Here is a 25438-nt window from a genome sequence, read left to right as displayed (position 1 = left end):
ATAGCCTTGTCAGGTGCGTATAGCGAGGTTCTCCACAGGCGAAGGCGTGTCGTTCGGCGTGGTCGAAGGCGGCCCTGGAGAGGAGTTCGTCTCCACGGTCTCCGGCCATCCGTTCGGCCAGGTGCAGTTCACCGGCGAGCGCTTCCCGCTGTCCCAGGTGAAGCTGCTGGCCCCGATGCTGCCGAGCAAGGTCGTCGCCATCGGCAGGAACTACGCCGAGCACGCCCGCGAGATGGGCAACGAGGTGCCCGACGAGCCGCTCATCTTCATGAAGCCGTCCACGTCGGTGATCGGCCACGGCGAGGCCATCGCCTACCCGACCTCGCTGTCCGACCGGGTCGACTACGAGGGCGAGCTGGCCGTGGTGATCGGCAGGCTCTGCCGCGACGTGCCCGTCGACCGGGTCAAGGACGTCATCTTCGGCTACACCTGCGCCAACGACGTCACCGCCCGCGACCTGCAGAAGAAGGACGTGCAGTTCACCCGGGCCAAGAGCTTCGACACGTTCTGCCCGCTCGGGCCCTGGATCCAGACCGATCTCGACGCGAGCGACCTGGCGCTGACCACCACGGTCAACGGCGAGATCCGGCAGAGCGGCCGCACCAGCCAGCTCATCAACGACATCCCCGCGCTGGTCGCCTACGTCAGCGCCGTCATGACGCTGATCCCCGGCGACGTCATCCTGACCGGCACCCCGGCGGGCATCGGCCCGCTGGAGATCGGCGACGAGGTCAGCGTCGGCATCGAAGGCATCGGCACTCTCACGAACAAGGTGGTCTCCCGTGACTGATCTACGGGTGCGTTTCGCCCCGTCCCCGACCGGCATGTTCCACGTCGGCGGCGCCCGCACGGCGCTGTTCAACTGGGCCCTCGCCGAACAGTCCGGCGGCCGCTTCGTCCTGCGCGTCGAGGACACCGACGCCACGCGCAACCGTCCGGAGTGGACCGAGGGCATCATCTCGGCGCTCGACTGGATCGGCATCAACGGCACCAACCCGGTGTTCGAGGGCCCCTACTTCCAGTCGGCCTACGAGCCGCAGCACCGCGAGGCCGTGGCCAAGCTGCTGGCCGACGGCAAGGCGTACCACTGCGACTGCACCCGCGAGACCCTGGTGGCCCGCACCGGCTCCGAGCACAAGGGCTACGACGGGTTCTGCCGCGAGCGCGGCCTGACCGAGGGCGCGGTGCGCTTCCGCACCCCCGACGAGGGCGTCACCCTCGTCGAAGACCTGATCAGGGGCAACGTCGAGTTCCCCAACGAGGCCCAGGAAGACTTCGTGATCGCCCGCACCGACGGCTCGCCGCTCTACGTGCTGGCCAACGCCGTCGACGACATCACCCAGGGCATCACGCACGTCGTGCGCGGCGAGGAGCACCTCGGCAACGCCGCCAAGCAGGTGCTGCTGTGGCCGGCGCTCGGCTCCACCCCGCCGGTCTGGGCCCACCTGCCGGTGATCGTCAACGAGCAGCGCAAGAAGCTGTCCAAGCGCCGCGACAAGGTGGCCCTGGAGGACTACCGCGACGAGGGCTACCTGGCCGAGGCCATGGTCAACTACCTCATGCTGCTCGGCTGGGGCCCCGGCGAGGACCGCGAGATCATGCCGTGGGCGGAGATGGTCCCGCTGTTCAGGCTGGAGGACGTCAACTCCGCCAGCGCCTTCTTCGACGAGAAGAAGCTGCGGGCCTTCAACGGCGAGTACATCAGGGCCCTGCCGCTGGAGACCTTCGAGGAGCGCTGCTCGCCCTACCTCGACCCCGCCTGGGACCGCGAGCTTTTCAGCAAGGTCGCGGCGCTGGCCCAGACCCGCATCGGCGTGCTGTCGGAGATCCGGCAGAACGTCGACTTCCTCTTCCTCGACGAGCCCGTCTTCGACCAGCCGTCCTGGGACAAGGCGATGAAGAACTCCCCGGTGGAGATCCTCGACGGCTATCTCGACCGCCTCCAGACGGTCGCCTGGGACCCGGACTCGCTCAAGGAGGCCCTGGAGGAGGTCGGCGCGCCGCTCGGGCTCAAGCTGGGCAAGACCCAGGCCCCCGTGCGCGTGGCGATCACCGGCCGGACGGTGGGCCTGCCGCTGTTCGAGTCGATCGAGGTGCTCGGGCGCGAGCGCTCCATGGAGCGGATCCGAGCGGCGCTAGCGCGCCTGCGAGGCTGAGCGACGACCCGACGGCCATCGACAGCCACACCCCCGTGACGCCGAGCCACGAGCTCAGCAGATAGGCGAGGGGCAGCTGCACCGCGAAGCCCGCCAGCGTGGCGGCGAGCAGGCGGCTGCCCCTTCCGCTCGCCTGGAGCACCCCGCCGACGGCGATCAGCCCGCCGAACGGCACCAGGTAGAGCGCCATCCAGCGCAGGAAGCCCACGGCCACCGCCGGGTCGTCGGTGAACAGCCCGGCCGCGGGCACGGCCGCCAGGTTGAGCACCACCGCGACCACCGCCCCCGTCACCAGCCCGAGCCGCAGCGGTGACCCGACCGGCTCCGACCGCGCGGTGCGGATCATCGCCGCCTGGCGCAGCGCGTAGAAGACCATGACGCCGGCCAGCATGATCTTCTGGCCGATGCCGTACCCGGCGACCTCGGCCGTGCCGAACCCGGCCACGATCTCCACCAGCGCCATGCCCACCAGGGAGCGGGCCAGGAAGTCGCCCGACATGGGCAGGCCGGTCCGCAGCACCTCGCCGGCGAGCAGGCCGTCGCCGCCGGCGGCGCGGAGCCGTACGAGGGAGGTCGACGCCACCCCGAGCGTGATCAGCCGCGCCGCCACGGTGGCCAGCGCGGCCCCCTGGACGCCCAGGTCGAGGCCGTAGATGAACAGCGGGTCCAGGACGATCACCAGGGCGTTGCAGATCAGCGCGTTCCGCATGGGGGTCTTCGTGTCGCCCAGCCCCTTGAGGACGCCGTCCACGACGGTCTGGGCGAAGAACACCGGCAGCCCCGCCAGCGAGACCAGGAAGAAGCCGGCCGTCGGCCCGGGATCGTCGGTGAACAGGGCCGCCAGCGGCTCGCGCAGCAACACGCCGGGGACGGCGACGGCGAGCGAGAACGCGGCCCACAACACCCAGCCCGTCCTGATCACGGGCCCGATCGGCGCGTGCCCGTCACGCCGCCCGATCAGCACGGTAACCCCCGTCGGGACGGCCAGGAACAGCCCGTAGGCCAGGTATTCGGCCGTGGTGCCCACGGTGACGGCCGCGATGGCGCCCTCCCCGAGCCCCGAGACCCACAGCAGGTCGATCACCCCCACCGCCACCACGGCGGTGAGCAGCTCCACGTAGATGGGGAGAGCCAGCCGGAACATTTATACCTCGATTCGTTGTATCTCGTTTAGAGGTATAGCGTTACGATGCGCGACATGGCAAGCGGCGGGGATCTGTCCCTCACCATCCTGGGATTCCTGAACGAACGTCCGATGCACGGCTACGAGCTCAAGGCCCGCCTGGCCGCGCTCACCGGCCACCTCCGCCCGGTCAGCGACGGCGCCCTCTACCCCGCCATATCGAGACTGGAGAGCAAGGGCCTGGTCGAGCGGCACGAGGAGGCGGGCGCGGCGGCGGCCCGCAGGCAGGTGCTCACGCTCACCGGCAAGGGCCGCGAGGAGCTGCTGCGGCGGCTGCGCGAGCCGAGCGAGCTCGATGTCAGCGACCAGACGCGCTTCTTCGCCCTGCTGACGTTCCTGTCGGCGCTGCCCGACCCGGCCGACCGGTCACGGGTGCTGCGCCGCCGGCTGGCCTTCCTGGAGGCCCCGGCGAGCTTCTTCTACGAGGGCGGCCGGCCGGTCCGGATCAAGGACGAGCCCGACCCGTACCGGCGCGGGATGCTGGAGATCGCCCGCGCGTCGAGCCGGGCGGAGAAGGAATGGCTCCGGCAGCGCATCGAGGAGCTGCCGGAGCCGTCGTAGGGAAAGCCTCATCGGGGGAGGCGGGGGAGGCGGGGGAGGCGGGGGAGCGGCGGTCAGTCGAGGCCGCGGCGGGCCAGCAGCGGCCCGATGCCCGCCTCGCGCCCGCGGAAGTTGCGGAAGGCGGTCAGCGGGTCGAGGCTGCCGCCCCTGGAGAGCAGCTCGCGGCGGAAGTGGTCGCCGTTCGCCCTGGTCAGGCCGCCGTTCTCCTTGAACCACTCCACGCTCTCGGCGTCGAGCACCTCGCTCCAGATGTAGGAGTAGTAGCCGGCGCTGTAGCCGCCCGAGAAGATGTGGGCGAAGTAGTTGGTCCGGTAACGCGGGCGCACCAGCCGCACGTCGATCCCGGCCGCCTCCAGGGCCCGCTGCTCGAACGCCTGCGCGTCGGCCACCTGCTCGCCGGGCGCCAGCCGGTGCCAGGCCCAGTCGAGCAGCGTGGCCGCCAGGTACTCCACCGTCGCGAAGCCCTGGTTGAACTTCTCGGCCGCGTTGAGCTTCTCCACCAGCTCGGCGGGCATCGGCTCGCCCGTCTCGTGGTGCTTGGCGTAGTTGGCCAGGACCTCCGGCCAGGTCACCCACATCTCGTTGACCTGCGAGGGGTACTCGACGAAGTCGCGCGGCACGCTGGTGCCCGACACGCGCGGGAAGCGCACCTGCGAGAACAGCCCGTGCAGCGCGTGGCCGAACTCGTGGAAGGCGGTGTTCACCTCGTCGTACGTCAGCAGCGTCGGCCCCGAGGCCGGCTTGGTGATGTTGAGGTTGTTCATGACCACCGGCAGCTCGCCGAACAGGTGCGACTGGTCGACCAGGTTGTTCATCCACGCCCCGCCGCGCTTGTTCGCCCTGGCGTAGGGGTCGAGCAGGAACAGGCCGAGCGCGCCGCCGTCCTCGTCGAACACCTCGAAGACGGTCACGTCGGGGTGGTAACCGCGCAGGTCGGGCCGCTCGGTGAAGGTGATGCCGTAGAGCTTGGTGGCGGCGAAGAACACGCCGTCCCTGATGACCCGGTTCAGCTCGAAGTAGGGGCGCATGGCGTCGGCGTCGAAGTCGTAGCGGGCCAGCCGTACCTTCTCCGAGTAGTACGACCAGTCCCACGGCTCGATCTCGAACCCGGCCTGCTCGGTCAGCGCCTCGGCCTCCTTGCCGGCGTTGCGCACCGCTGGGCCGACGAGCTGGCCGAGCATCTCCTCGACCGCCTCGACGGTCTTGGCCGTCTGGTCGGCCACCGAGTAGGCGGCGTGGTCGGGGAAGCCGAGCAGCGCGGCCCGCTCGGCCCGCAGCGTGGCCATCCTGGCGGCCCGGTCGAAGTTGGCCGGGGCGCGGCCGACGCTCCGCTGGTACAGGCGGCGGCGCACGTCGCGGTCGGTGAGCTGGGCCAGGCCGGGCTGGTTGGTGAAGTTCAGCAGCGGCAGGACGTACGTGCCGTCGTCCTTGCGCAGCGACTCGATCCTGGCCTCGTCGAAGCCGTCGAGCTCCTTGGGGTCGGTGAGGACCAGGGCCTCCTCGGTGGACGCCTTGAGCAGGGTCTGCGCGAACTCGGTCGACAGCTTCGACAGCTCGCCGTTGAGCTCGCGCAGCCGGTCCTGCTCCGGCTCCGACAGGTCGGCCCCGGCCCGGACGAAGTCCTCCCGGTACTTCTCCAGCAGCCACGCCTCCTCGGCGTCGGACGTGCCCACCTGCTTGATCCGCGCCCACAGCGCCCGGTTGAGGCGGATCGCGTCGTTGTGCGCGGTCAGCTTCGGGGAGATCTCCTTCTCGATCTCCATGATCCCGTCGCTGGAGTTGGACGCGGCCATGCTGAAGAAGACCGTGGCCGTGCGGTCGAGGATCCGCCCCGAACGCTCCAGGGCCGCGATCGTGTTGTCGAAGGTGGGCGGCTCGGTGTTGTTCGCGATCGCGTCGACCTCGGCCAGGTGCTCGGCCATGCCGCGCTCGAACGCGGGCAGGTAGTGCTCCTCGCGGACGTCCGCGAACGGCGGCAGCTGGTACGGCAGGCTACTAGGGGCGAAGAACGGGTTCTCGGCCAACGCTTGGGCTCCTCCACGTGGTGTTTTGTCCTCTTCAGCTTGGCACGTCGGAGCCTGTGCCGCAGGCGGCCGGACGCCGCTTCGGCAATCGTTTTGGTCTTACCCCCCGAGCTGGGCTATTCTTTCGGACGTCGCCAAGCGCGCTCCGACAAGGAGTTCGCAGCGGTGGGGTATGGTGTAATTGGCAGCACGACTGATTCTGGTTCAGTTAGTCTAGGTTCGAGTCCTGGTACCCCAGCAAGTTTCCGAAACGGATGTCTCCCTGAGAGACATCCGTTTTTTCGTGTCGGCGGCCCGTCAGATCGCGAGGTCGCCCAGAATCTCGCTGATCAAGCGGCGCCGCGGCGCGAGCGGGATCACCCGGTTCCACGTCGCCCAGGAGGCGATGACCGACGTCGCCGAGCATGCCGATGCCACCAGGACGGCCCTGACCCTGCCGTACACGGACGAAGTCGTCATGCTGGACATCCGTGTGACGAGGGGCGCGGTTTCGTTCCTCAGGAGGCTGTTGAGGGCTTCGGGGTAAGGCGTGCGCCGGCCGGCACGCGCGGTGCGGGCCATGTACGAGGGGAAGACCGCGTCGCCGCAACGGCGGAGACCTTCCGCCGCGGACTGCTCGGCGGGTAGCCTCCCTCGCCTCATGGACGAATTCCGCATGCGCGAGGGCGGCCTCACCCGTTTCGTCGCCCCGTTCGCCGCGCCGCTGGCGCTCTTCTTCGCCGTCTGCCTGCTGCTCGGGGCCCTCCTCACCGGCAGCTCGGCGCTGGGCGTCGTGATCGGCGCGCTCGCCACGGCGGCACTGACCGGCGTGCTCGTCGTCAAGCACCGCCGTATGGCCGCGGGCACGGTGGTGCGCTTCTCGCCGGAGGGCGTGGAACTGGCCGACGCCCGCGGCTTCCGGGTGCGCCTGCGCTGGCCCGACATCACCGCGATCGGCGTGGTCGACACCCGGACGGCCGACCCCCGGCCCCTGGGCCGGCCCGGCGGCGTCCGCGTACACGTCCCGGCGCTGCGCTCGGTGGGGCTGGTCGGGTGGGGCGAGCGCACGCTCCCGCCGCGGACGCCGCGGTGGATGCGCGAGCGCCTGGCCCGGGTGCCCGCCGACCCCGTCACCGGACGGCCCGAGGTCGCGATCCCGCTCGGCGAGATCGACCCGCTGTGGGAACGGGGGCCGATGGGCGACTGGGTCCGCCGTCACAGGCCCGATCTCATGCGCCGATAAGCGGTTTGGTTGTGGTCTGCGGGGTGCGGTAGAGTTACCTGCGTCGCCGGGGAGACCCGGCACACCAGCTTGTGGACAAGGTCCCGTCGTCTAGTGGCCCAGGACGCCGCCCTCTCAAGGCGGTAGCGCCGGTTCGAATCCGGTCGGGACTACCACGATCACAAGCTGTGCGAAGGTCCCGTCGTCTAGTGGCCCAGGACGCCGCCCTCTCAAGGCGGTAGCGCCGGTTCGAATCCGGTCGGGACTACGTTCACCCAAAACGCTCCGGCGCGTCAAGCACCGGGGCGTTTTTCGCGTTCCCAGGGACGCTCGAAAACCCAAGGGACGCTCGAAGACGGAACAGGGCCCCGCGCGGATCGCGCGGGGCCCTGGCCGTGGTGGGATCAGGCCGAGGAGCGGGCCTTGAACAGGGCGCGGCGGGCCGCCTTGGCGATCTGCTTGTCGGGGTGGACCTGGGAGATCAGGTCAAGCAGCTCCTCGACGTGCGCGTGCGGGATCTTCCAGATCACCTCGAGAAGACCGTTGACCATGTCGGGCCCGATGTCCCGCAGGCTGCTGACGAACTCCGAACGCCCCAGCCCGGCCGAGATCGTCCACATGTCGAGGATCAGCCAGTGGGTGTCGTCCTGGGTGGGCTCGGGCGCCCCCTCGACCCCGAGCTGGCTCAGGTGCGTCGCCGCGTAGGGCCGCAGGGACGGCTGCTTGAGCGCCTCCTGCCAGGCCGGGACGGCGGCCTCGCCCAGCGTGCCCACCACGCTGGCCGCCTGTACCCGGATCAGGGCGTCGCTCTCGTCCTCGGCCGCCGCGTCGAGCAGCTCCTCGGCGGCCTTGGCCGGCTCCCTGAGCTGCATCCAGGCGGCGAACTCGGCGTCGGCCTCGTCCTCGGGCAGCTCGGCGCTCAGCGCGAGCAGCTCGTGGGCGCTCATGGATTCGATCGCGGGCCGGGCGTCGACCTCGATGTCGGCGTCGTCCACCAGGTGGACGACGCCCTCGGTGCCCAGCGGGGTGAGGCGCACGGTCGTGCCCTCGACCTCGACCATGCCGTAGCCGGTCAGCCAGTCGATGGCGGGGGCGAGCGGGTCGCCGGCCGCCTCCCAGGCGTCGCCGCCCAGCTCGTCGAGGTCGGCGGCGGCCTCGGCCAGCTCGCGGGCCAGGTCGTCGCGCTCGCGCGAGCCGCCGGCCAGCAGCAGCCTGACCAGCAGGCCCCGGGTCAGGCCGGCCAGCGCCATCGTCAGGTCGTCGTCGTCGAGCTCGGGGTCGCCGTAGTCGACCGAGTGCAGGCCGAGCATCCAGGCGTCGAGGACGTCCTCGTCGTCGTCGAACGGCCACTCGGAGGTGTCGTCCTGGACGGCCACGGTGTTGCCCTCGCCCGGTTCGAGGAACTCCAGGTCGACGGCGAGGTTCCAGATGTTCCAAAGCTGCGGGACCGCCTCGGCCACCGGGCCGTCGGTCTCGGGCCTGGGCAGGCCGACGGCGGCCAGCGCCTCCTCCACCTCGGCGTCGGTGAGCAGGGTGTCCTCGCCGACGCGGCGGCCGGAGCCGACCCACAGCGCCAGGTCGCGGGCCTTGGCGACCAGCGGGGACCGGCGGGCGGCCGCGGCCAGCTCGGAGTCGGGGCGCAGCCTGATCGTGTCGAGCTCGGCCAGCTCGTCGGCGAACGCCTCGAAGTCGCCCAGGTCGCCGGTCTCCTCCTCGTCGTCACCCGCGCCGTCGTCGTCGAGCAGGTCTTCCATGAGTTCGACGAACTCGTCCTCGACGTCGTCGAGCTCGGCCTGCAGGTCGGCGAGGGAGTCGGAGCCCTTGGCGAGCCTGCCGGTCTGGGAGAGGAACGTCAGGTACGCGTCGACGGCGGGCAGCATGCCGTCGGCGGCGGCGTCGGGATCCTCCACGACCTTCGGCATGCGGTCGAGCAGCAGGTTGCGCAGGTCGGAACGCTTCCACGTGCCGAGGTCCGGCGAGAAGGCGAGACGGTGCCAGAGTGCGGCAGGCCCCACGAGCTCGGGGTCGCTTCCGGGCGCGTTGGAACGCGCCCACAGGATGAACTCTTCGAGCAGGGGTCGCAGCTCAGTGGCGGCTACCTCGATGCGATCTGTCACGCACTCAGGCTAGTGCGCCCGCGAGGCAGTCGGCCCCCGAAATACGAGCTTTCGCCGATCATGACGTGCGGCGCATGGCCTCGGTGATGCGTTCGGCGGCCGCCATGACGGGCACGGCGTGCAACCGGCCGGGCGCCCGGGTGAGCCGCTCGATGGGCCCGGAGACCGAGACGGACGCGATCACCTTGCCTCCGCTGCCCCTTATGGGGGCGGACACGCTGGCCACCCCCTGCTCGCGCTCGCCGACGCTGTGGGCCCACCCGCGGCGGCGCACGGAGGCGAGGGTGGCGGCGGTGAACTTGGCGCCGCGCAGGCCCCTGTGCAGCCGGTCGGGCTCCTCCCAGGCCAGCAGGATCTGGGCCGCCGAGCCGGCCGTCATCGGCAGCGCCGAGCCCACCGGGACGGTGTCGCGCAGGCCGCTGGCCCGCTCGGCCGCCGCCACGCAGACCCGCTCGTCACCCTGGCGCCGGTAGAGTTGCGCGCTCTCGCCGGTCAGGTCGCGCAGCTGCATCAGCACGGGCGAGGCCACCGCGAGCAGCCGGTCCTCGCCGGCCGCCGTGGACAACTCCGCGAGCCGCGGCCCGAGCACGAATCTGCCCTGGGTGTCGCGGCTCACGATGCGGTGGTGCTCAAGTGCGACGGCCAGCCGGTGGGCCGTGGGGCGGGCCAGGCCGGTGGCCTGGACGAGCTGAGCCAGGGAAGCGGGACCCGCTTCGAGGGCATTGAGTACAAGAACGGCCTTGTCGAGTACTCCGACTCCGCTAGAGTTGTCCATACACCGATACTGCCGTCTCGACATATGAGAAAGCAAGTCGGAGGCAATCTCAAGGAGGAGATCATGGGCCGCACACTGGCCGAGAAGGTCTGGGAGCAGCACGTCGTCCGCCGTGCGGAGGGCGAACCCGACCTGCTCTACATCGACCTGCACCTCATTCACGAGGTGACCAGTCCGCAGGCGTTCGACGGACTCCGTCTCGCCGGCCGGAAGGTGCGCAGGCCCGATCTCACCATCGCCACCGAGGACCACAACGTCCCGACCGTGCTCGGCCCGATCTCCGACCCCGTCTCCAAGGCCCAGGTCGAGACGCTGCGCAAGAACGCCGCCGAGTTCGGCATCAGGCTGCACCCGATGGGCGACGCCGGCCAGGGCGTGGTGCACATCATCGGCCCGCAGTTCGGCCTGACCCAGCCGGGCATGACGATCGTCTGCGGCGACTCCCACACCTCCACCCACGGCGCCTTCGGCGGCATCGCGTTCGGCATCGGCACCTCCGAGGTCGAGCACGTGCTGGCCACCCAGACGCTGCCCGCCTACCGGCCGAAGACGATGGCCATCGAGGTCTCGGGCGAGCTGCCCGCCGGCGTCACCGCCAAAGACCTGATCCTGGCGATCATCGCCAAGATCGGCACCGGCGGCGGCCAGGGCTACATCGTCGAGTACCGCGGCGAGGCCGTGCGCAAGCTCTCCATGGAGGGCCGCATGACCGTCTGCAACATGTCCATCGAGGCGGGCGCCCGCGCCGGCGTGATCGCTCCGGACGAGACCACGTTCGCCTACCTCAAGGGCCGCCCGCACGCCCCCGAGGGCGAGCTGTGGGACCAGGCCGTCGAGTACTGGAAGTCGCTGCGCACCGACGACGACGCCGTGTTCGACAAGGTCGTGGAGATCGACGCCTCGACGCTGACCCCGTACGTCACGTGGGGCACCAACCCCGGCCAGGGCCTGCCGCTGGGCGAGTCCGTGCCGAGCCCCGACAGCTTCGCCGACCCGGTCGAGCGCTCGGCCGCAGAGCGCGCGCTGGAGTACATGGGCCTGACCGCGGGCACGCCGCTGCGCGAGATCGAGGTCGACACCGTGTTCGTCGGCTCGTGCACCAACGGCCGCATCGAGGACCTGCGCTCGGCCGCCGAGATCCTGCGCGGCCGCCAGGTCCGCACCCGCACGCTGATCGTGCCCGGGTCGATGCTGGTCAAGCTCCAGGCCGAGCAGGAGGGCCTGCACGAGGTGTTCAAGGCCGCCGGCGCCGAGTGGCGCGAGGCCGGCTGCTCGATGTGCCTCGGCATGAACCCCGACACGCTCAAGCCCGGCGAGCGCAGCGCCTCCACCTCCAACCGCAACTTCGAGGGCCGCCAGGGCAAGGGCGGCCGCACCCACCTGGTGTCGCCGCAGGTCGCCGCCGCGACCGCGGTCACCGGCCGCCTGACCGCCCCCGCCGACCTGTAAGGGAGAACCAGACCGATGGACGCCTTCACCACCCACACCGGTACGGCGGTGCCGCTGCGCCGCAGCAACGTCGACACCGACCAGATCATCCCGGCCGTCTGGCTCAAGCAGGTCAGCCGCACCGGCTTCGAGAAGGGCCTGTTCGCCGCCTGGCGCGAGGACCCGACGTTCGTCCTGAACGACCCCTCCTACGAGGGCGGCTCGATCCTGGTCTCCGGTCCCGACTTCGGCACCGGCTCCTCCCGCGAGCACGCCGTGTGGGCCCTGCAGCAGTACGGCTTCCGCGCCGTGATCGCCGCCCGCTTCGGCGACATCTTCCGCAACAACTCCACCAAGATGGGGCTGCTGCCGGTCGTCCTGCCCGCCGAGAAGGTCGAGGCCCTGCAGGCCGCCGTCGAGGCCGACCCGACGCTGCAGGTGACCGTCGACCTGCTGGAACGCCAGGTCCGCTGGGCCGGCGAGGTCGTGCCGTTCGAGATCGACGACTACACCCGCTGGCGCCTCACCGAGGGCCTGGACGACATCGGCCTGACCCTGCGTCACGCCGACGACGTGGCCGCGTACGAGAATGGTCGGCAGCCATGGCTGCCGACGACCGTCTAGAAGACGACGAACTGGCGCGGCGGTTGCGCGAGGCGCACCGCCGCGTCCGCATGCTCCCCGCCGCCGACAAGGAACGGGCGGCCCGCCGTTACCTGTCCATCTGCGATCTCGCCAAGCGCGATCCGGAAAGGGCGGCCGCCCGGCTCGACGCCTTTCTGGGCGCCCTCGACACGCCACGCGAGGGGGAAAACACGCAGGGTGATTGAGTTCCCCCGCGATCCCGCCTACTTTCGAGCGCGTAAGGGGTTTCTACGTCGAACTCGAGAGCTGGAACCCCGAGCCGTCACTGGGGGAGCAGGACTTTCATGAACAAGCGAGAGCTCGTCGACGCCATCACCGATCGGGTGGGCGACAAAAGGACGGCCACCGAGGCCGTCAACGCGGTCATCGAGGCCATCCAGAAGGCCGTGGCGAGCGGGGACAAGGTCTCCATCACGGGCTTCGGCGCGTTCGAGATGGTGAACAAGCCCGCCCGCACTGCCAGGAACCCGTCGACCGGCGCCGAGATCAAGGTCGCCGAGAGCTGGGCGCCCAAGTTCCGTCCCGGCTCTGAATTCAAGGACCTGGTCAACGAGGGCGGCAAGCAGATCGGCAAGAAGAAATAGTCTCAGCGGACATCACGCCCGGGCGGCCCACGCCCGGGCGTTCGCTGTTTTCCGGGACCGCGTCGTCATTCGGGCGCGGGAATCGGGAACGTCGACAGCGTGATGTAGGTGATCTGCCCGCCGTCGGTCGCCAGGTTCACCCGCTGCCCCGTGCGCAGCAGCAGCAGCGGCCCCGCGTCGAAGGCGCGCGTGCCGAACTCCAGCACCGTCCCGTCGTCGAGGAAGACCGAGCCGGAACGGGTGACCTCGTCGAAGCTGCGTACCGTCGCCTGCACGCCGTCCAGCCTAAGCCGACCGCCGTCCGGCGGGCGAGAGGCGGCCCGGAGGGTCACGCGCCCGGCCACAGGTCGGCGACCACCGCCGCCGTGTGCCGGCCCAGGCCCAGGGCGAGGGCCGCGCGCAGGTCGTCGGGGGTGTCCACGTCCCGCCGGAGCGAGTCGATCCCCGGCACGCACAGCTCCTTCGCGCCGCCGGCCAGGTGCTTGGCCCGCGACTCGCCGCCGAACCGCGGCGTGAACGGCCGCCCGGCCAGCACGCCGTAGAACGTGGTGCCGACCTCCTGGGCGTCCGGCACGAACGACTGGTCGAACTCGGCCGCCGCGGCCAGCGCCGTCGCCAGCTCGGCCGGTCGCAGGGCCGGCAGATCGGCCTGGAGCGCCCCCACCGCCTCACCGGGCGCGACGCGGACGGCATGGGCCGCGCCCGTGCGCAACGCGGTGTTGAGCCCGCGGTCGGGGTCGTGCACCACCTCCGCGCCCAGCGCCCCCAGCGGCCCCGCCGCGGCCGGATCGGCGGTCACCACGATCACCCGCGCCACCGCCGGGCAGGCCAGCGCCGCGGCCACGGTGTCGCAGGCCACGGCCACGGCCAGCCGCGTACGGTGGGGACCCGTCGCGGCCGCCAGCCGCGTCTTCGCCGCGACCAGCGTCTTCACCGGAATGACCAGAGACCAGCGGTTGCTCATAGGCTTAAGCATCTCGCCTCGACATCCCAAGCGGCCAACCGGGAGACTTGGGGCGCACACCGTACGGGTTGGAGGAGACCATGAGCCGCCCCACGCGACCTTCGCGTTTCTGGGAGTCATTCGCCGTAGCGGTGGTCAAGCCGCTGTCGTGGCTCCTGGTCAAGAAGGACTGGCGCAACGGCGAGCGACTCCCGCGCACCGGCGGCATCATCATCGCGGCCAACCATCTGTCCTGGAGCGATCCCGTCCTGCTGTCGCACTTCCTGTTCAACAACGGCCGCTGGCCGGTCATCCTGGCCAAGGCCGTGCTGTTCAAGGTGCCCTTCCTGGGCCGGGCGCTCAACGGCCTGCTGGCCATCCCGGTCGAGCGGGGCAGCAGCGAGGCGGCCAGGTCGCTCAGCTCGTCGGCCCAGCGGCTGCGCGACGGCGCGGCCATCCTGTTCTACCCCGAGGGCACCTGCACCCGCGATCCCGAGCTGTGGCCCATGGTGGGCAAGACCGGCGCCGCCCGGCTGGCGCTGGAGAGCGGCGCCCAGGTCATCCCCATCGCCCACTGGGGCGCCCACGAGCTGCTCCCGTACGGCGCCAAGAGGCCCAGGCTGTTCCCGCGCAAGACCTTCCACGTCACCGTCGGCCCGCCGGTCGACCTGTCCAAGTACGAGGGGCAGCCCCTGCGCGCCAGTGTGCTGCGCGAGGCGACCGCCGACATCATGGCGGCCATCACCGAGCAGCTGACCGAGCTGCGCGGCGAGAAGGCCCCGGAAACTCCCTACGATCCCGCCAGGCGGTGATGGCATGACAAAGGCAGCCGTTCTCGGCACGGGCTCGTGGGGCACCACGTTCGCCATGGTCCTCGCCGAGGCGGGCAACGAGGTCACGCTGTGGGGGCGCAGGCCGGAGCTGGTCGAGGCGATCGACAAGGACCACGCCAACCCCGACTACCTGCCCGGCGTGACGCTGCCCGAGGCGCTGCACGCCACCACCGACCCCGTGCGCGCGCTCGACGGCGCCGACTTCGTGGTCCTGGCCGTGCCCTCGCAGATGTTGCGGCCCAACCTGACCGCCTGGCGCGAGCACATCCCGCCGAACGCGGTCCTGGTCAGCCTCATGAAGGGCGTAGAGCTGGGCACGACCAAGCGCATGAGCGAGGTGATCCGCGAGGTCGCCGAGGTGCCCGAGGAGCGGGTCGCGGTGGTGTCCGGGCCCAACCTGGCCAAGGAGATCGCCCACCGCCAGCCCGCCGCCACGGTCGTCGCCTGCACCGACGAGTCGGTCGCCGAACGCCTCCAGGCCGCCTGCCACCTGCCGCCGTGGTTCCGGCCGTACACCAACACCGACGTGGTCGGGGTCGAGCTGGGCGGCGCGGTGAAGAACGTGATCGCGCTGGCCGTGGGCGTCTCGGCGGGCATGGGCATGGGCGACAACGTCAGCGCCATGCTCATCACCAGGGGCCTGGCCGAGATCTCCCGCCTGGGCGCCGCGCTCGGCGCCGACCCCCACACCTTCGCCGGGCTGGCCGGCATGGGCGACCTGGTGGCCACCTGCACCTCGCCGCTGTCGCGCAACCGCACCTTCGGCGAGAACCTGGGCCGCGGCATGACCCTCGCCGAGGTCGTCGCCGCCACCAGGCAGACCGCCGAGGGCGTGAAGTCCTGCGAGTCCGTCCTCGAGCTGGCCAGGAAGCACGACGTCGAGATGCCGATCACCGAGGTGGTCGTCGGGGTCGTGCACGACGGCATGTCGCCGTCGGAGGCGGGCATGCTGCTCATGTCCCGCTCGCCCAAACCCGAACGGTACGGCCTGTGAATCCGGACGCCACCGCGCGCTCGACTCGCTGTCAGGGGGACACCCCGGTAGATTCGGACGTCATGAGCAAGCCACGCGTCGCCGTCGTTTTCGGAGGTCGCAATTCTGAGCATGCCGTGTCCCTCATGGGCGCGGGCAGCGTGCTGGATGTGATCGACAGGAGTAAGTACGAGGTGATCCCGGTCGGGATCGCCCAGGACGGCAGGTGGGTGCTCGCCGCGTCCGACCAGCGGTTCGCCATCGAGGCCGGGGAGCTGCCCGCGGTCGACACCTCCGGAGCCGCGCTCGCGCTGCCCAGCGGCGGCGCCGGGCTGGTGGCCTACGACCCCGGGAGCATCCCGGTCGAGCTCGGCACGGTCGACGTCGTCTTCCCCGTCATGCACGGCCCGTTCGCCGAGGACGGCACCATCCAGGGCCTGCTGGAGATGGCCGGCGTCCGCTACGTCGGCTCCGGCGTGCTGGCCAGCGCCGTCGGCATGGACAAGGCCCACATGAAGACCGTGATGGCCGCCGCCGGGCTGCCGATCGGCCGGTACGTCGTCGTCCGCGACCGCGACTGGCGGCTCAACCGCGAGTGCGTGCTGAAGGAGGCCGAGGAGCTCGGCTTCCCGGTGTTCGTCAAGCCCGCCAGGGCCGGCTCCTCGCAGGGCATCTCCAAGGCCCACGACCGCGCCGAGCTGGAGGCGGCCGTCGAGTCCGCCCGGGTGCACGACCCCAAGGTGCTGATCGAGGCCGCGATCGAGGGCCGCGAGATCGAGTGCGCGGTGCTGGAGTCGCTCGGCGACGAGCCCGCCGCCGCGTCGATCCCGGGCGAGGTCAAGGTCGAGGGCGGCCAGGAGTTCTTCGACTTCGAGGCCAAGTACTACCCCGACCAGATGTCGCTCACCGTGCCGGCCGACATCCCGGCCGAGACCGCGGAGGAGCTGCGCGCGATGGCCGTACGGGCCTTCGAGGCGCTCGACTGCGAGGGTTTGTCCCGGGTCGACTTCTTCTACACGCCCGACGGCCGGCTGATCTTCAACGAGATCAACACGATGCCCGGGTTCACCTCGTTGTCGGTCGCGCCGCAGCTCTGGGCGGCCTCGGGGCTGTCGTACCCGCAGCTGGTCGACCGGCTGATCCAGCTCGCGCTGTCGCGCTCACCCGGCCTGCGTTGACACGGCCCGCCCGATCGGCCCCGACAGCTCGGCCAGCACGTCGGGCGCCGCGTGGTCGCCGCCGACCGTGACCTCCACGTACGTGGGCGCGGCCACCGCGGTGAACAGGGTGGGCTTGTCCGGATCGGCGAACCAGCCCACCCCGTCGATCTCCCGGAGCTGGTCGGTCGGCGCCATCCGGGCAGGCCGCGGCACACCGCAGCGCACCGCGATGGACGCCTCCCCCCAGACCGCCACGTACGGCGAGGCCGGCTCCGACGTGCCGCGCTCGGCGCCGTCGAGCGTCTTGGGCAGCAGGGACGCGAGCTTGTCACAGGCCGCCGCAGCCTCCCCCGAAGGCTTGGGCGGATCGACCTGTACCACGCCACCGCAGCCGGCGAGTGCCAGAAGAAGGAACAGAACGGCGGCGGCGCGCATGGAACCCAGACCTCGAATGTGTCAGATATGAACGATCGGACACGTAAGAGTACGCGTGATCCCCTCCACCGCCTGAATCTGCGCCACGACCAGCTTGCCGAGCTCGTCGACGTTGCGCGCCTCAGCGCGGACGATCACGTCGTAGGGCCCCGTCACGTCTTCCGCCTGGGTGACCCCCGGAATTCCGGAGATCTCCTCGGCAACGGCGGCGGCCTTGCCGACCTCGGTCTGAATAAGGATGTAGGCCTGCACCATCACGTCCTCCCGGGCGATTGGATCACGCCGAAGGGCCACCGTACCCTGTGTGCGTCAGGAGGTGCGTCATCACAGTCGGAGATCTCGGCGAGTTCGGTGTCGTCAATCGTATTGCCGGACGCCTGCCCCAGGGAGAGGGGGTCATGCTCGGCCCGGGTGACGACGCCGCCATGGTCGCCGCGCCCGACGGGCGGGTGGTCGTCTCGACCGATCTGCTGGTCGAGCGCAGGCACTTCCGGCTCGACTGGTCCGGTGGGCGCGACGTGGGCCGCAAGGCCGCCGCCCAGAACCTGGCCGACATCGCCGCCATGGGGGCCGTCCCGACGTCCATCGTGGTCGGGCTCGGCATCCCCGCCGAGCTGCCGGTGGCCTGGCTGGACGCCCTGACCGACGGATTCCGCGAGGAGTGCGCGGTGGTCGGCGCGAGCGTGGTCGGCGGCGACATCACCCGGTCGGACCTGGTGGTCATCGGGGTGACCGCGCTGGGCGACCTGCGCGGGCGGGCGCCGGTGACGCGGTCCGGGGCGCGGCCGGGACACGTGGTGGCCGTGGCCGGGCGGCTGGGGTACGCCGCCGCGGGGCTGGCGCTGCTGGCCGCCGGGGTCGCCGCGGGTTCCGGCGTGCTGGCGGAGGCGGTGACCGCCCACCGGCGGCCCTGCCCGCCGTACGAGGAGGGGCCGCGGGCGGCCGCGCTGGGCGCGAGCGCCATGCTCGACGTCAGCGACGGCCTGGTGCAGGACCTCGGGCACGTGGCCGCGGCCAGTGGCGTACGCGTCGAGCTCGATCCCGGGTCGTTCGCCGTGGGGGAGCCGGTGGCGGCGGCGGCCGAGGAGCTGGGGCAGGATCCGCTCGAATGGGTGCTCACGGGTGGTGAGGATCACGCGCTCGCCGCGGTCTTCCCGCCTGACGTACGGCTGCCGCCGTCGTGGCAGGTCGTGGGCCGGGTGGTCGAGGGGGAAGGCGTGCTGGTGCACGGCCGCCAGGTGGGACAGGGCGGCTGGGATCACTTTCGGTGATGACTTGTCCCGATTTACGTGAAATTTTCCGGATTTAGGGTAGGACTAGCGGGATTGTTGTGACAAGGACGTAGTAAAGGTGTTATGAAGATTGGCGGCCACTGTAACCGCGAGAAAGGGCAGCCATGGGCCGCCACGGCACCGGTGGATCCGACGATGGGGATGAACGGGGGAACGGCAGCGCTTTCTGGGGTCCCGACGACCCGGCCGAGGCGCCGGGCTGGCCGGCGTTGCCGGACCAGGTCGAGGTGACGGGGCAGTGGGCCCCGATGCCGCGCCGCGAGGACGGCCCGCCGCAGCGCAGCGGCAGGCAGCCCGAGCCGTTCGAGACCACGGGTGCCTTCGCCGTGCCCGCCGACGCCGCCCCAGGGTTCCCGCCGTCCGACGCCCCCTCCGGCCCCTTTCCGCCGCCGAACGGTCCCCAGTTCTCCGGGTCGCCCTACCCCGAGCCGAACGGGGCCGGGCCGTTCGAGGTGACGGGCGCGTTCGCCCGCCCGGCCGACTGGGACGCCGTCGGCCCCTCTTCCCAGCCCGACGCCACGTCCGCCTTCGGGCCGCCGCCGAGCTTCGACGCCTCCGGCCGCACCCCGGGCCCCTTCGACGCCCCCCGGCGGAACACCGGCCCGTTCGACGCGCAGGGCCCTGACAGCGGCCCGTTCGACAGGCAGGGCAGGAACACCGGCCCCTTCGACAGGCAGGGCGGGAACACCGGCCCCTTCGACGCCCAGGAGCCGGGTGGCACGGCCAGGTTCGACATGTCCGGACCCGGTGGCACCGCCAGGTTCGACGTGCCGGAGCCCGGAAACACGGCCAGGTTCGACGTGCCCGCCGAGTCCGACACCGCTTTCCACGCCAGGCCGCCGGAGCCCGGTGACGTGAAGGTGGCCGGGGAGCCGACCGCCGCGCACACGCCCGCCTGGGCGGAGGCCGAGACCGGCTTCCTGCGTTCGGGCTGGTCCTCCGACCAGGACCTCGACGACCTTGACGAGTCCGGCGAGTCCCGTGGCCGCCGCCGCGGCGGCCGGCGCAAGTCCTCCAGGGGCGGCGGCGGTGGCGACGACGACGGCCTGAACCCGCCTGCCGGCGGCGGCAGCGGCAAGGGCAGGGGCCGCATGGCGCTGCTGTCGGTCGCCGCCGTGGCCGTCGTGCTCGGCGGCACGGTCGCCGGGGTGAAGCTCATGAGCTCCTCGGACGACCCCGGCAAGTGCGCGGACGCGAGCTGCGCCGCCGTCCACACCAGCACCAGCCCCTCGACCGCCGCGGTCTCCGACCCCGGCACGGAGGAGGAAGAGCCCTCCGAGGAGCCGACGGAGGACGAGGAGACGAGCACGCCCTCCGACGCCCCGACGACCACCGCCCCCACGGTCGGCAACCGCGTCCCGCGCCGCAGCACGGCCCCCACCCCCACGCCCACCAGGACGCGGACGAAGGCCTCGGCCAAGCCGACGCGGGAGCCGGAGCCGCCGGCCGAGGAGACGATCTCCGAGGCCCCGACCGACAACGGCACGCCCCTGGGCAACTCCGACACCGGCGTCGTCCCCACGGTGGGCAGCAGCCCCGCGCCCGCGACCACCTCCACGTCCGGGTACGGCGGCAGCGGCGGCTCGGTCAACGTGCGGCAGACGGTCAAGCAGCGGCTCACCTCGTACTCGGCCACGCTGCGCGTCACCAACCAGTCGCCGGCCCCGCTGGCGAACGCCACCTTCTCCCTCCCGGTCGAGGGCCGCGTCATGGACGTGAACGGCGGCTCCTGGACCCAGGACGGCGACCTGCTGATCATCGACCTGTCGGGCTCGCTGGCCGCCGGGGACTCGGTGAGCGTCACGTACTCGGCGACGGGGAAGGCGCAGGAGCCGGGCGCGTGCGGGCTGGTCGGCGGGGAGTGCGCGATCGGCTGAGTGCCTGCTTGGTGCCGGTCGAGTGGTTGGATGGGGTTCATGACGACCCCTCCACGTGTGCTGACCGTCGCGGGCTCCGATTCCGGAGGCGGCGCGGGCATCCAGGCCGACCTGAAGACCATGATGGCGATGGGCGTGCACGGCATGAGCGTGATCGCCGCCGTCACGGCCCAGAACTCGCTGGGCGTCCAGGGCTACTGGGAGCTGCCGCCCGAGGCCGTGCGCGCGCAGCTCGACTCCGTGCTGGGCGACATCGGGGCGCAGGCGGTCAAGACCGGCATGCTGGCCTCGCCGGTGCTGGTGGAGACGGTGGCCGAGGTGCTGGGGGCCTATGACGCGCCGCTGGTGGTCGATCCCGTCGGGGTGTCCAAGCACGGCGACTCCCTGCTCGCCCCCGAGGCCGTCGACACGCTCAGGACGCGCCTGCTGCCCGTGGCCACGGTCGTGACGCCGAACCTGTGGGAGGTGGAGCAGCTCACCTCCGTCAAGGTCGAGGACGAGGGAGACCTGCGCAGGGCCGCCGACGCCGTGCTCGCGCTGGGGCCGTCCTGGGCCCTCATCAAGGGCGGCCATCTGCCCGGCGCCCCCGTCGACCTACTGACCGACGGCACGACCGAGCACCGTTTCGCCGCCGAACGCCTCGACAACCGGCACACCCACGGCACGGGTTGCACCCTGGCCTCGGCCCTGGCGTCCCGGCTCGCGCTCGGCGACGACGTCCCGACGGCGGTGGGGAGGGCCAAGGAGTACGTGACGGGCGCGATCGCCCGCGGCTTCCCCCTGGGCTCCGGCATCGGCCCGGTGGACCACGCCTGGCGCTGGCGCTGACCCCTGAGCCCGTCCCATGGCGGGGGCGGGCCGGGGGCGGGCACGACGAAAGCCCGCCGCTCCAGTGATCAGGAGCGGCGGGCTTCGCGAAAGACGAGAACTAGCGGGTGACCTTGCCCGCCTTGATGCACGAGGTGCACACGTTCAGCTTCTTCGGCGTGCCGCCGACGACCGCGCGGACCGTCTGGATGTTGGGGTTCCAACGACGACGGGTACGGCGGTGCGAGTGGGACACGTTGTTGCCGAAGGTCGGCCCCTTGCGGCAGACATCGCAGACGGAAGCCACGGTATCGCTCCTTATAACAGTCGATGTAGCCCTGTCCGCTGATGCTTTCCGGGCGGAGGGCATGCCGGGACAACCGGCCAGCCAGACGAGAATATCTGATCCACACCATTGGGCGCGAACCAGAGCACTGGACGGGGGCCGGTGCGGGGATATTCTCCTCCAACAAGGTAGCGCATGCGGGGAGGTCGAAGGAGCGCAGATGAAGGCCCTCGACCCGCCCGCGGTGCGCCGCTGGGCCCGCCTGGCCGCCGACGCCCTCGGCCGGGCGAGACCGGAGATCGACGCGCTCAACGTGTTCCCCGTGGCCGACGGCGACACCGGCACGAACCTGCACCTGACCATGCTGTCGGCGGCCGAGGCCGTCGAGTCCCTGCCCGACGACGTCGACGCGGCCGTGGTGTGGCAGACGCTCGCCTACGGGGCGCTGGTGGGGGCGCACGGCAACTCGGGGGTCATCGTCAGCCAGGCGCTGCGCGGGCTGGCCGAGGTGCTCAAGGACGGCTCCGACCTGCGCGCCGGCCTGGTCAGGGCGGCCACGCTCGCCAGGGAGGCCGTGGCCAGGCCGGTCGAGGGCACGGTGCTGACCGTGCTGGAGTCGGCCGCCCGCGCCGCCCGGGACGCCGACGGCGACGCGGGCGAGGTGGCGCGGCAGGCGGCGCGGGAGGCGCGGGCCGCGGTGCGCCGCACGCCGGGGCAGCTCGACGTGCTGGCCCGCAGCGGGGTCGTGGACGCGGGCGGCGCGGGGGCGGCGATCGTGCTGGAGACCCTGGCCGCCGTGCTCACCGACTCCTACAGCGACCACTACGACGTGCCGGCGCCGACCGGGCGGGTCACGCCGATGACCGAGGTGGGCGCCGGCTACGAGGTGATGTACCTGCTGGACGCCGACGAGCGCGCGGTGGCCGCGCTGCGCGACGAGCTCGACGCCATGGGCGAGTCGCTGGTCGTGGTGGGCGGCGAGGGCCTGTGGAACGTGCACGTGCACGTGGCCGACGCGGGGGCGGCCGTGGAGGCGGGGCTGCGGGCGGGACGTCCGCACCGGGTCAGGATCACGTACCTGGCCGAGCGCACGCACCGGGGCAGGGCGGGCAGGGGCGTGGTGGCGGTGGCGGCCGGCGACGGGATCGCGGCGCTGTTCGAGGAGAGCGGCGCGGTCGTGGTGCGCCGCGCGCCCGGCACCCGGCCCGCGCTGCCGGAGCTGCTGGCCGCGATCAGGCAGGCGGGCGCCGAGGTGGCCGTGCTGCCGAACGACGAGGGCGTCCTCGCGATCGCCGTCGCGGCGGCGGAGATCGCCCGCGAGGACGGCGTGGCCGTCAGCGTCCTGCCGACCAGGGCGACCGTGCAGGGGCTGTCGGCGCTGGCCGTGCACGACCCGCTGCGCCGGTTCGACGACGACGTGGTGGCCATGACGGACGCCGCCGGCCACACCAGGTACGGACATCTGGCGGTGGCGGACAGGGAGGCGTTCACCAGCGCGGGCGTGTGCCGGCCGGGCGACGTGCTCGGCCTGATCGACGGGGACGTGGCGGTGATCGGCGGCGACCTGGAGCGCGTGGCGAGGCTGATCATCGACCGCATGGTGGCCGGCGGCGGCGAGCTGGTGACCCTGGTCACGGGCGCCGACCTGCCCGAACGGCTGGCCGCCCGGCTGGAGGACCACCTGCGGCGCACGCGGCCGGACGTCGACCTGGTCGTCTACGACGGCGAGCAGGGCGGCTACCCGCTGCTGATCGGCGTCGAGTAGCGGCGCGAACTCTCTCCGCGAGCGACTCCGGGGCCCGGCGCGGCCCCTTCCGCGGGCGACTCCCGGGCCCGGTGCGGGATTCCTGTCGGCCGCAGGCGGTAGAACTGGATCCCGTGAGCCGTTTCGACGAGCCCCTGACCAAAGCGCTCGACCCGAAGACCGCCAAGCTGCTGCACAGCGTGCTCGGCCTGGAGACGGTCGGCGACCTGCTGCGCCACTACCCGCGCCGCTACGCCGAGCGCGGCGAGCTGACCTCGCTCGACGCGCTGGAGGTCGACGAGCACGTCACCGTGGTCGGCGAGGTGACCAGGCTGATGCGCAAGCCCATGCGCAACCGCGGCGGCACGTGGCTGGAGGCCGAGGTCGTCGACGGCAACGGCAACCGCATCTACCTGGCGTTCTTCGGCAAGGGCTCCCATGTGGCCGAGTCGCGGCTCAAGCCGGGGCGGCGCGGCATGTTCGCCGGCAAGGTGGGGCTGTTCGGCGCGCGCTCCAAGCCGCGCTGGCAGCTCTCGCACCCCGAGTTCGAGCTGTTCGAGGAGGAGGCCGAGGCGAGCGCCGAGGAGTTCGCGTCCGCGCCGGTGCCGATCTACCCGGCGGGCAAGGACGTCACGCCGTGGGCGATCCGCCGGGCGGTCGGCGTGGTGCTCGACACGCTGGGCCCGCTCGACGACCCGCTGCCCGCCGACCTGCGGGCCAGGCACGGCCTCCAGCCGCTCGCCGAGGCGCTGGTGGCCATCCACCGGCCGAAGGACCTCGCCGACGTGGGCCGGGCGCGCAAGCGGCTGAAGTTCGACGAGGCGTTCGTGCTGCAGGCGGTGCTGCTCCAGCGCCGCCAGGCGGCCACGGCGTGGCCGGCCAGGCCGCGTCCGAGGCGTTCCGACGGCATGCTGGCCGACTTCGACGGGCGGCTGCCGTTCTCGCTCACCGAGGGGCAGGCGCAGGTGGGGGAGGAGATCGCGGCCGACCTGGCGCTGGAGCATCCGATGCACCGGCTGCTGCAGGGCGAGGTGGGCGCGGGCAAGACGGTCGTGGCGCTGCGCGCGATGCTCCAGGTGGTCGACGCGGGCGGCCAGGCCGCGCTGCTGGCCCCGACGGAGGTGCTGGCCCAGCAGCACCACCGCTCGATCACGAACATGCTGGGCGAGCTGGCCCAGGGCGGCATGTTCGGCGGCACGGCGGTCACGCTGCTGACGGGCTCGATGGGCGCGGCGGCGCGGCGTGCGGCGCTGCTCGACGCGGCCTCGGGCACGGCGGGCATCGTGGTCGGCACGCACGCCCTGCTCCAGGAGCACGTGCAGTTCGCCGATCTGGGGCTGGTCGTGGTCGACGAGCAACACCGCTTCGGCGTGGAGCAGCGTGACGCGTTGCGCGAGAAGGCGGGCGGGGGCCGTCCGCACGTGCTGGTGATGACCGCGACCCCGATCCCGCGCACGGTCGCCATGACGGTCTTCGGCGACCTTGAGGTCTCGACGTTGTCGCAGCTCCCGTCGGGGCGCGCGCCCATCACCACGCACGTCGTGCCGGCCGCCGAGAAGCCCCACTATCTCGAACGCACCTGGCAGCGGGTGCGCGAGGAGGTGGAGCTGGGCAGGCAGGCGTACATCGTGTGCCCGCGGATCGGCGACCTGGAGGGCGACGAGGGCGACCTGGCGGCGGCGGGGGGCGACGACGACCGCCGTCCGCCGCTGGCCGTGCTGGAGGTCGCCGAGCTGCTCACCCAGGGCCCGTTCCAGGACCTGCGGGTCGGCACCCTGCACGGCAAGCTCCCGCCGGAGGAGAAGGACGCGATCATGCGCTCCTTCACCAAGGGCGAGCTCGACGTGCTGATCGCCACCACCGTCATCGAGGTGGGCGTCGACGTGCCCAACTCCTCGGTGATGATCATCATGGACGCCGACCGCTTCGGCGTCTCCCAGCTCCATCAGCTGCGCGGGCGGGTGGGCCGGGGCGGCCTGCCCGGCCTGTGCCTGCTGGTCTCCGACTTCCCCGAGGGCACCCCGGCCCGCGCCCGCCTCGACGCGGTGGCCGCCACGCTCGACGGCTTCGAGCTGTCCCGCGTCGACCTGGAACAGCGCCGCGAGGGCGACGTCCTGGGGGCGGCCCAGTCGGGCAAGCGCAGCTCGCTGAAGCTCCTGCAACTGCTGCGCGACGAGGACGTCATCAGCGCGGCGCGGGACGAAGCCGCACAGCTCCTGTCGGACGATCCCGAACTGACCCACCATGAGGGCCTGCGCGCCGAGATAGCCCGCCTGCTGGAGGACGAGAAGGCCGAGTACCTGGAGAAGACGTGAGGGGCCCGGAGAACCACGGAACAGGCCGACGAAGGCTCGCGTGACGGCGGCGAGCCGGTGAAGGGTCAGAGGGCGTTGCGTGGAGGGCCGTCAGCCGAA

At 71.8% G+C, this 25438-nt stretch carries 26 protein-coding genes and 3 tRNA genes; 19 read left to right on the top strand and 10 right to left on the bottom strand.

All coding sequences use genetic code 11. The annotated features are described in order from the left end of the window. The first annotated feature begins 13 nt into the window (after positions 1 to 13). Both AB0C33_RS17250 and gltX read left to right on the top strand, forming a co-directional pair. Positions 14 to 790, top strand: a complete 777-nt coding sequence (locus AB0C33_RS17250; RefSeq protein ID WP_352319059.1) for a fumarylacetoacetate hydrolase family protein — start codon at positions 14 to 16, stop codon at positions 788 to 790. Continuing rightward, positions 783 to 2156, top strand: a complete 1374-nt coding sequence (gltX, locus tag AB0C33_RS17245) for a glutamate--tRNA ligase (RefSeq protein ID WP_358288555.1) — start codon at positions 783 to 785, stop codon at positions 2154 to 2156. Before AB0C33_RS17250 ends, gltX begins: the two co-directional genes overlap by 8 nt. On the opposite strand, the gene AB0C33_RS17240 is transcribed toward gltX, so the two are convergent. Next, a complete protein-coding gene (locus tag AB0C33_RS17240; protein ID WP_358288553.1) occupies positions 2050 to 3300 on the bottom strand; it encodes an MATE family efflux transporter in 1251 nt (416 codons plus the stop codon). The genes gltX and AB0C33_RS17240 overlap by 107 nt on opposite strands. Before the next feature lie 54 nt (positions 3301 to 3354). Between AB0C33_RS17240 and AB0C33_RS17235 the strand changes: the two genes are divergently transcribed. After that, positions 3355 to 3900, top strand: a complete 546-nt coding sequence (locus tag AB0C33_RS17235; RefSeq protein WP_358288550.1) for a PadR family transcriptional regulator — start codon at positions 3355 to 3357, stop codon at positions 3898 to 3900. A 53-nt stretch (positions 3901 to 3953) separates the two neighbouring features. Here the strand turns inward: AB0C33_RS17235 and AB0C33_RS17230 are convergent, their stop codons facing one another. Beyond that, a complete protein-coding gene (locus tag AB0C33_RS17230; protein ID WP_358288547.1) occupies positions 3954 to 5924 on the bottom strand; it encodes a M3 family metallopeptidase in 1971 nt (656 codons plus the stop codon). Positions 5925 to 6090: 166 nt separating this feature from the next. Here AB0C33_RS17230 and AB0C33_RS17225 point away from each other — a divergent pair. Further along, positions 6091 to 6162: transfer RNA gene (locus tag AB0C33_RS17225), tRNA-Gln, on the top strand. Positions 6163 to 6221: 59 nt separating this feature from the next. Here the strand turns inward: AB0C33_RS17225 and AB0C33_RS17220 are convergent. After that, positions 6222 to 6383, bottom strand: coding sequence for a hypothetical protein (locus AB0C33_RS17220; protein ID WP_358288545.1), 162 nt, complete (start codon positions 6381 to 6383; stop codon positions 6222 to 6224). Between the two features lie 181 nt (positions 6384 to 6564). Between AB0C33_RS17220 and AB0C33_RS17215 the strand changes: the two genes are divergently transcribed. The 3 genes from AB0C33_RS17215 (at position 6565) to AB0C33_RS17205 (ending at position 7393) form a co-directional block, all read left to right on the top strand. Continuing rightward, on the top strand, positions 6565 to 7146 hold the full coding sequence (locus tag AB0C33_RS17215) for a hypothetical protein (protein WP_358288542.1): 582 nt from the start codon (positions 6565 to 6567) through the stop codon (positions 7144 to 7146). 79 nt (positions 7147 to 7225) lie between these two features. After that, positions 7226 to 7301 (top strand) — tRNA-Glu (locus AB0C33_RS17210). A gap of 19 nt (positions 7302 to 7320) precedes the next feature. Then, a tRNA-Glu gene (locus AB0C33_RS17205) sits at positions 7321 to 7393 on the top strand. A 136-nt stretch (positions 7394 to 7529) separates the two neighbouring features. On the opposite strand, the gene AB0C33_RS17200 is transcribed toward AB0C33_RS17205, so the two are convergent. Both AB0C33_RS17200 and AB0C33_RS17195 read right to left on the bottom strand, forming a co-directional pair. Continuing rightward, a complete protein-coding gene (locus AB0C33_RS17200; RefSeq protein WP_358288539.1) occupies positions 7530 to 9242 on the bottom strand; it encodes a hypothetical protein in 1713 nt (570 codons plus the stop codon). 58 nt (positions 9243 to 9300) lie between these two features. After that, a complete protein-coding gene (locus AB0C33_RS17195) occupies positions 9301 to 10017 on the bottom strand; it encodes an IclR family transcriptional regulator (protein WP_352319070.1) in 717 nt (238 codons plus the stop codon). Between the two features lie 63 nt (positions 10018 to 10080). Here AB0C33_RS17195 and leuC point away from each other — a divergent pair, with 63 nt between their 5' ends. From leuC to AB0C33_RS17175, 4 genes are all read left to right on the top strand, one after another. Then, entirely contained in the window at positions 10081 to 11466 is a 1386-nt protein-coding gene (leuC, locus tag AB0C33_RS17190) for a 3-isopropylmalate dehydratase large subunit (RefSeq protein ID WP_352319072.1), read from the top strand. A gap of 15 nt (positions 11467 to 11481) precedes the next feature. Continuing rightward, positions 11482 to 12069, top strand: coding sequence for a 3-isopropylmalate dehydratase small subunit (gene leuD / locus AB0C33_RS17185; RefSeq protein WP_358288536.1), 588 nt, complete (start codon positions 11482 to 11484; stop codon positions 12067 to 12069). Beyond that, positions 12048 to 12275, top strand: coding sequence for a hypothetical protein (locus AB0C33_RS17180; protein WP_352352162.1), 228 nt, complete (start codon positions 12048 to 12050; stop codon positions 12273 to 12275). The genes leuD and AB0C33_RS17180 overlap by 22 nt, the downstream gene beginning before the upstream one ends. Positions 12276 to 12374: 99 nt before the next feature. Beyond that, positions 12375 to 12674, top strand: a complete 300-nt coding sequence (locus tag AB0C33_RS17175) for an HU family DNA-binding protein (protein ID WP_352352161.1) — start codon at positions 12375 to 12377, stop codon at positions 12672 to 12674. Between the two features lie 65 nt (positions 12675 to 12739). Here AB0C33_RS17175 and AB0C33_RS17170 read toward each other — a convergent pair whose 3' ends face one another. Next, complete coding sequence (locus AB0C33_RS17170) at positions 12740 to 12949, bottom strand: hypothetical protein (RefSeq protein WP_352324833.1); 210 nt, start codon at positions 12947 to 12949, stop codon at positions 12740 to 12742. A 53-nt stretch (positions 12950 to 13002) separates the two neighbouring features. Further along, complete coding sequence (gene cofC, locus AB0C33_RS17165; protein ID WP_358288533.1) at positions 13003 to 13638, bottom strand: 2-phospho-L-lactate guanylyltransferase; 636 nt, start codon at positions 13636 to 13638, stop codon at positions 13003 to 13005. Between the two features lie 80 nt (positions 13639 to 13718). Here cofC and AB0C33_RS17160 point away from each other — a divergent pair, with 80 nt between their 5' ends. The 3 genes from AB0C33_RS17160 to AB0C33_RS17150 all read left to right on the top strand — a co-directional run bounded on the left by AB0C33_RS17160 (position 13719) and on the right by AB0C33_RS17150 (position 16601). Next, positions 13719 to 14429: a lysophospholipid acyltransferase family protein gene (locus AB0C33_RS17160; protein ID WP_358288530.1), complete on the top strand. Its 711-nt coding sequence runs from the start codon at positions 13719 to 13721 to the stop codon at positions 14427 to 14429. 4 nt (positions 14430 to 14433) lie between these two features. After that, entirely contained in the window at positions 14434 to 15444 is a 1011-nt protein-coding gene (locus tag AB0C33_RS17155; RefSeq protein WP_358288527.1) for an NAD(P)H-dependent glycerol-3-phosphate dehydrogenase, read from the top strand. 62 nt (positions 15445 to 15506) lie between these two features. Continuing rightward, entirely contained in the window at positions 15507 to 16601 is a 1095-nt protein-coding gene (locus AB0C33_RS17150; RefSeq protein ID WP_358288524.1) for a D-alanine--D-alanine ligase family protein, read from the top strand. Here the strand turns inward: AB0C33_RS17150 and AB0C33_RS17145 are convergent. After that, entirely contained in the window at positions 16584 to 16964 is a 381-nt protein-coding gene (locus AB0C33_RS17145) for a DUF3515 domain-containing protein (RefSeq protein ID WP_358288521.1), read from the bottom strand. The two genes, AB0C33_RS17150 and AB0C33_RS17145, sit on opposite strands and share 18 nt — an antisense overlap. Positions 16965 to 17039: 75 nt before the next feature. Next, positions 17040 to 17273, bottom strand: a complete 234-nt coding sequence (locus tag AB0C33_RS17140) for an Lrp/AsnC ligand binding domain-containing protein (RefSeq protein ID WP_125637145.1) — start codon at positions 17271 to 17273, stop codon at positions 17040 to 17042. A 47-nt stretch (positions 17274 to 17320) separates the two neighbouring features. Here AB0C33_RS17140 and AB0C33_RS17135 point away from each other — a divergent pair, with 47 nt between their 5' ends. The 3 genes from AB0C33_RS17135 to thiD all read left to right on the top strand — a co-directional run bounded on the left by AB0C33_RS17135 (position 17321) and on the right by thiD (position 21015). Beyond that, positions 17321 to 18289, top strand: a complete 969-nt coding sequence (locus AB0C33_RS17135) for a thiamine-phosphate kinase (RefSeq protein ID WP_358288518.1) — start codon at positions 17321 to 17323, stop codon at positions 18287 to 18289. 125 nt (positions 18290 to 18414) lie between these two features. Then, complete coding sequence (locus AB0C33_RS17130; protein ID WP_358288515.1) at positions 18415 to 20187, top strand: hypothetical protein; 1773 nt, start codon at positions 18415 to 18417, stop codon at positions 20185 to 20187. A gap of 30 nt (positions 20188 to 20217) precedes the next feature. Further along, on the top strand, positions 20218 to 21015 hold the full coding sequence (gene thiD, locus AB0C33_RS17125; RefSeq protein WP_358288512.1) for a bifunctional hydroxymethylpyrimidine kinase/phosphomethylpyrimidine kinase: 798 nt from the start codon (positions 20218 to 20220) through the stop codon (positions 21013 to 21015). 100 nt (positions 21016 to 21115) lie between these two features. Here thiD and rpmB read toward each other — a convergent pair whose 3' ends face one another. After that, the gene (gene rpmB / locus AB0C33_RS17120) at positions 21116 to 21301 is read right to left on the bottom strand and encodes a 50S ribosomal protein L28 (protein WP_043618345.1); all 186 of its coding nucleotides are present in this window, start codon (positions 21299 to 21301) and stop codon (positions 21116 to 21118) included. Between the two features lie 199 nt (positions 21302 to 21500). On the opposite strand from rpmB, the gene AB0C33_RS17115 reads away from it, so the two are divergent. Both AB0C33_RS17115 and recG read left to right on the top strand, forming a co-directional pair. Further along, positions 21501 to 23045, top strand: coding sequence for a DAK2 domain-containing protein (locus AB0C33_RS17115; protein WP_358288509.1), 1545 nt, complete (start codon positions 21501 to 21503; stop codon positions 23043 to 23045). 113 nt (positions 23046 to 23158) lie between these two features. Further along, on the top strand, positions 23159 to 25339 hold the full coding sequence (gene recG / locus AB0C33_RS17110) for an ATP-dependent DNA helicase RecG (protein ID WP_358288506.1): 2181 nt from the start codon (positions 23159 to 23161) through the stop codon (positions 25337 to 25339). The last annotated feature ends 99 nt before the right edge of the window (positions 25340 to 25438 follow it).

Source organism: Nonomuraea sp. NPDC048881 (genome assembly GCF_040649795.1).
Lineage (GTDB): Bacteria > Actinomycetota > Actinomycetes > Streptosporangiales > Streptosporangiaceae > Nonomuraea.
Note: the sequence above shows the minus strand (reverse complement) of the source record. Positions and strands in the feature narration are given on the sequence as shown.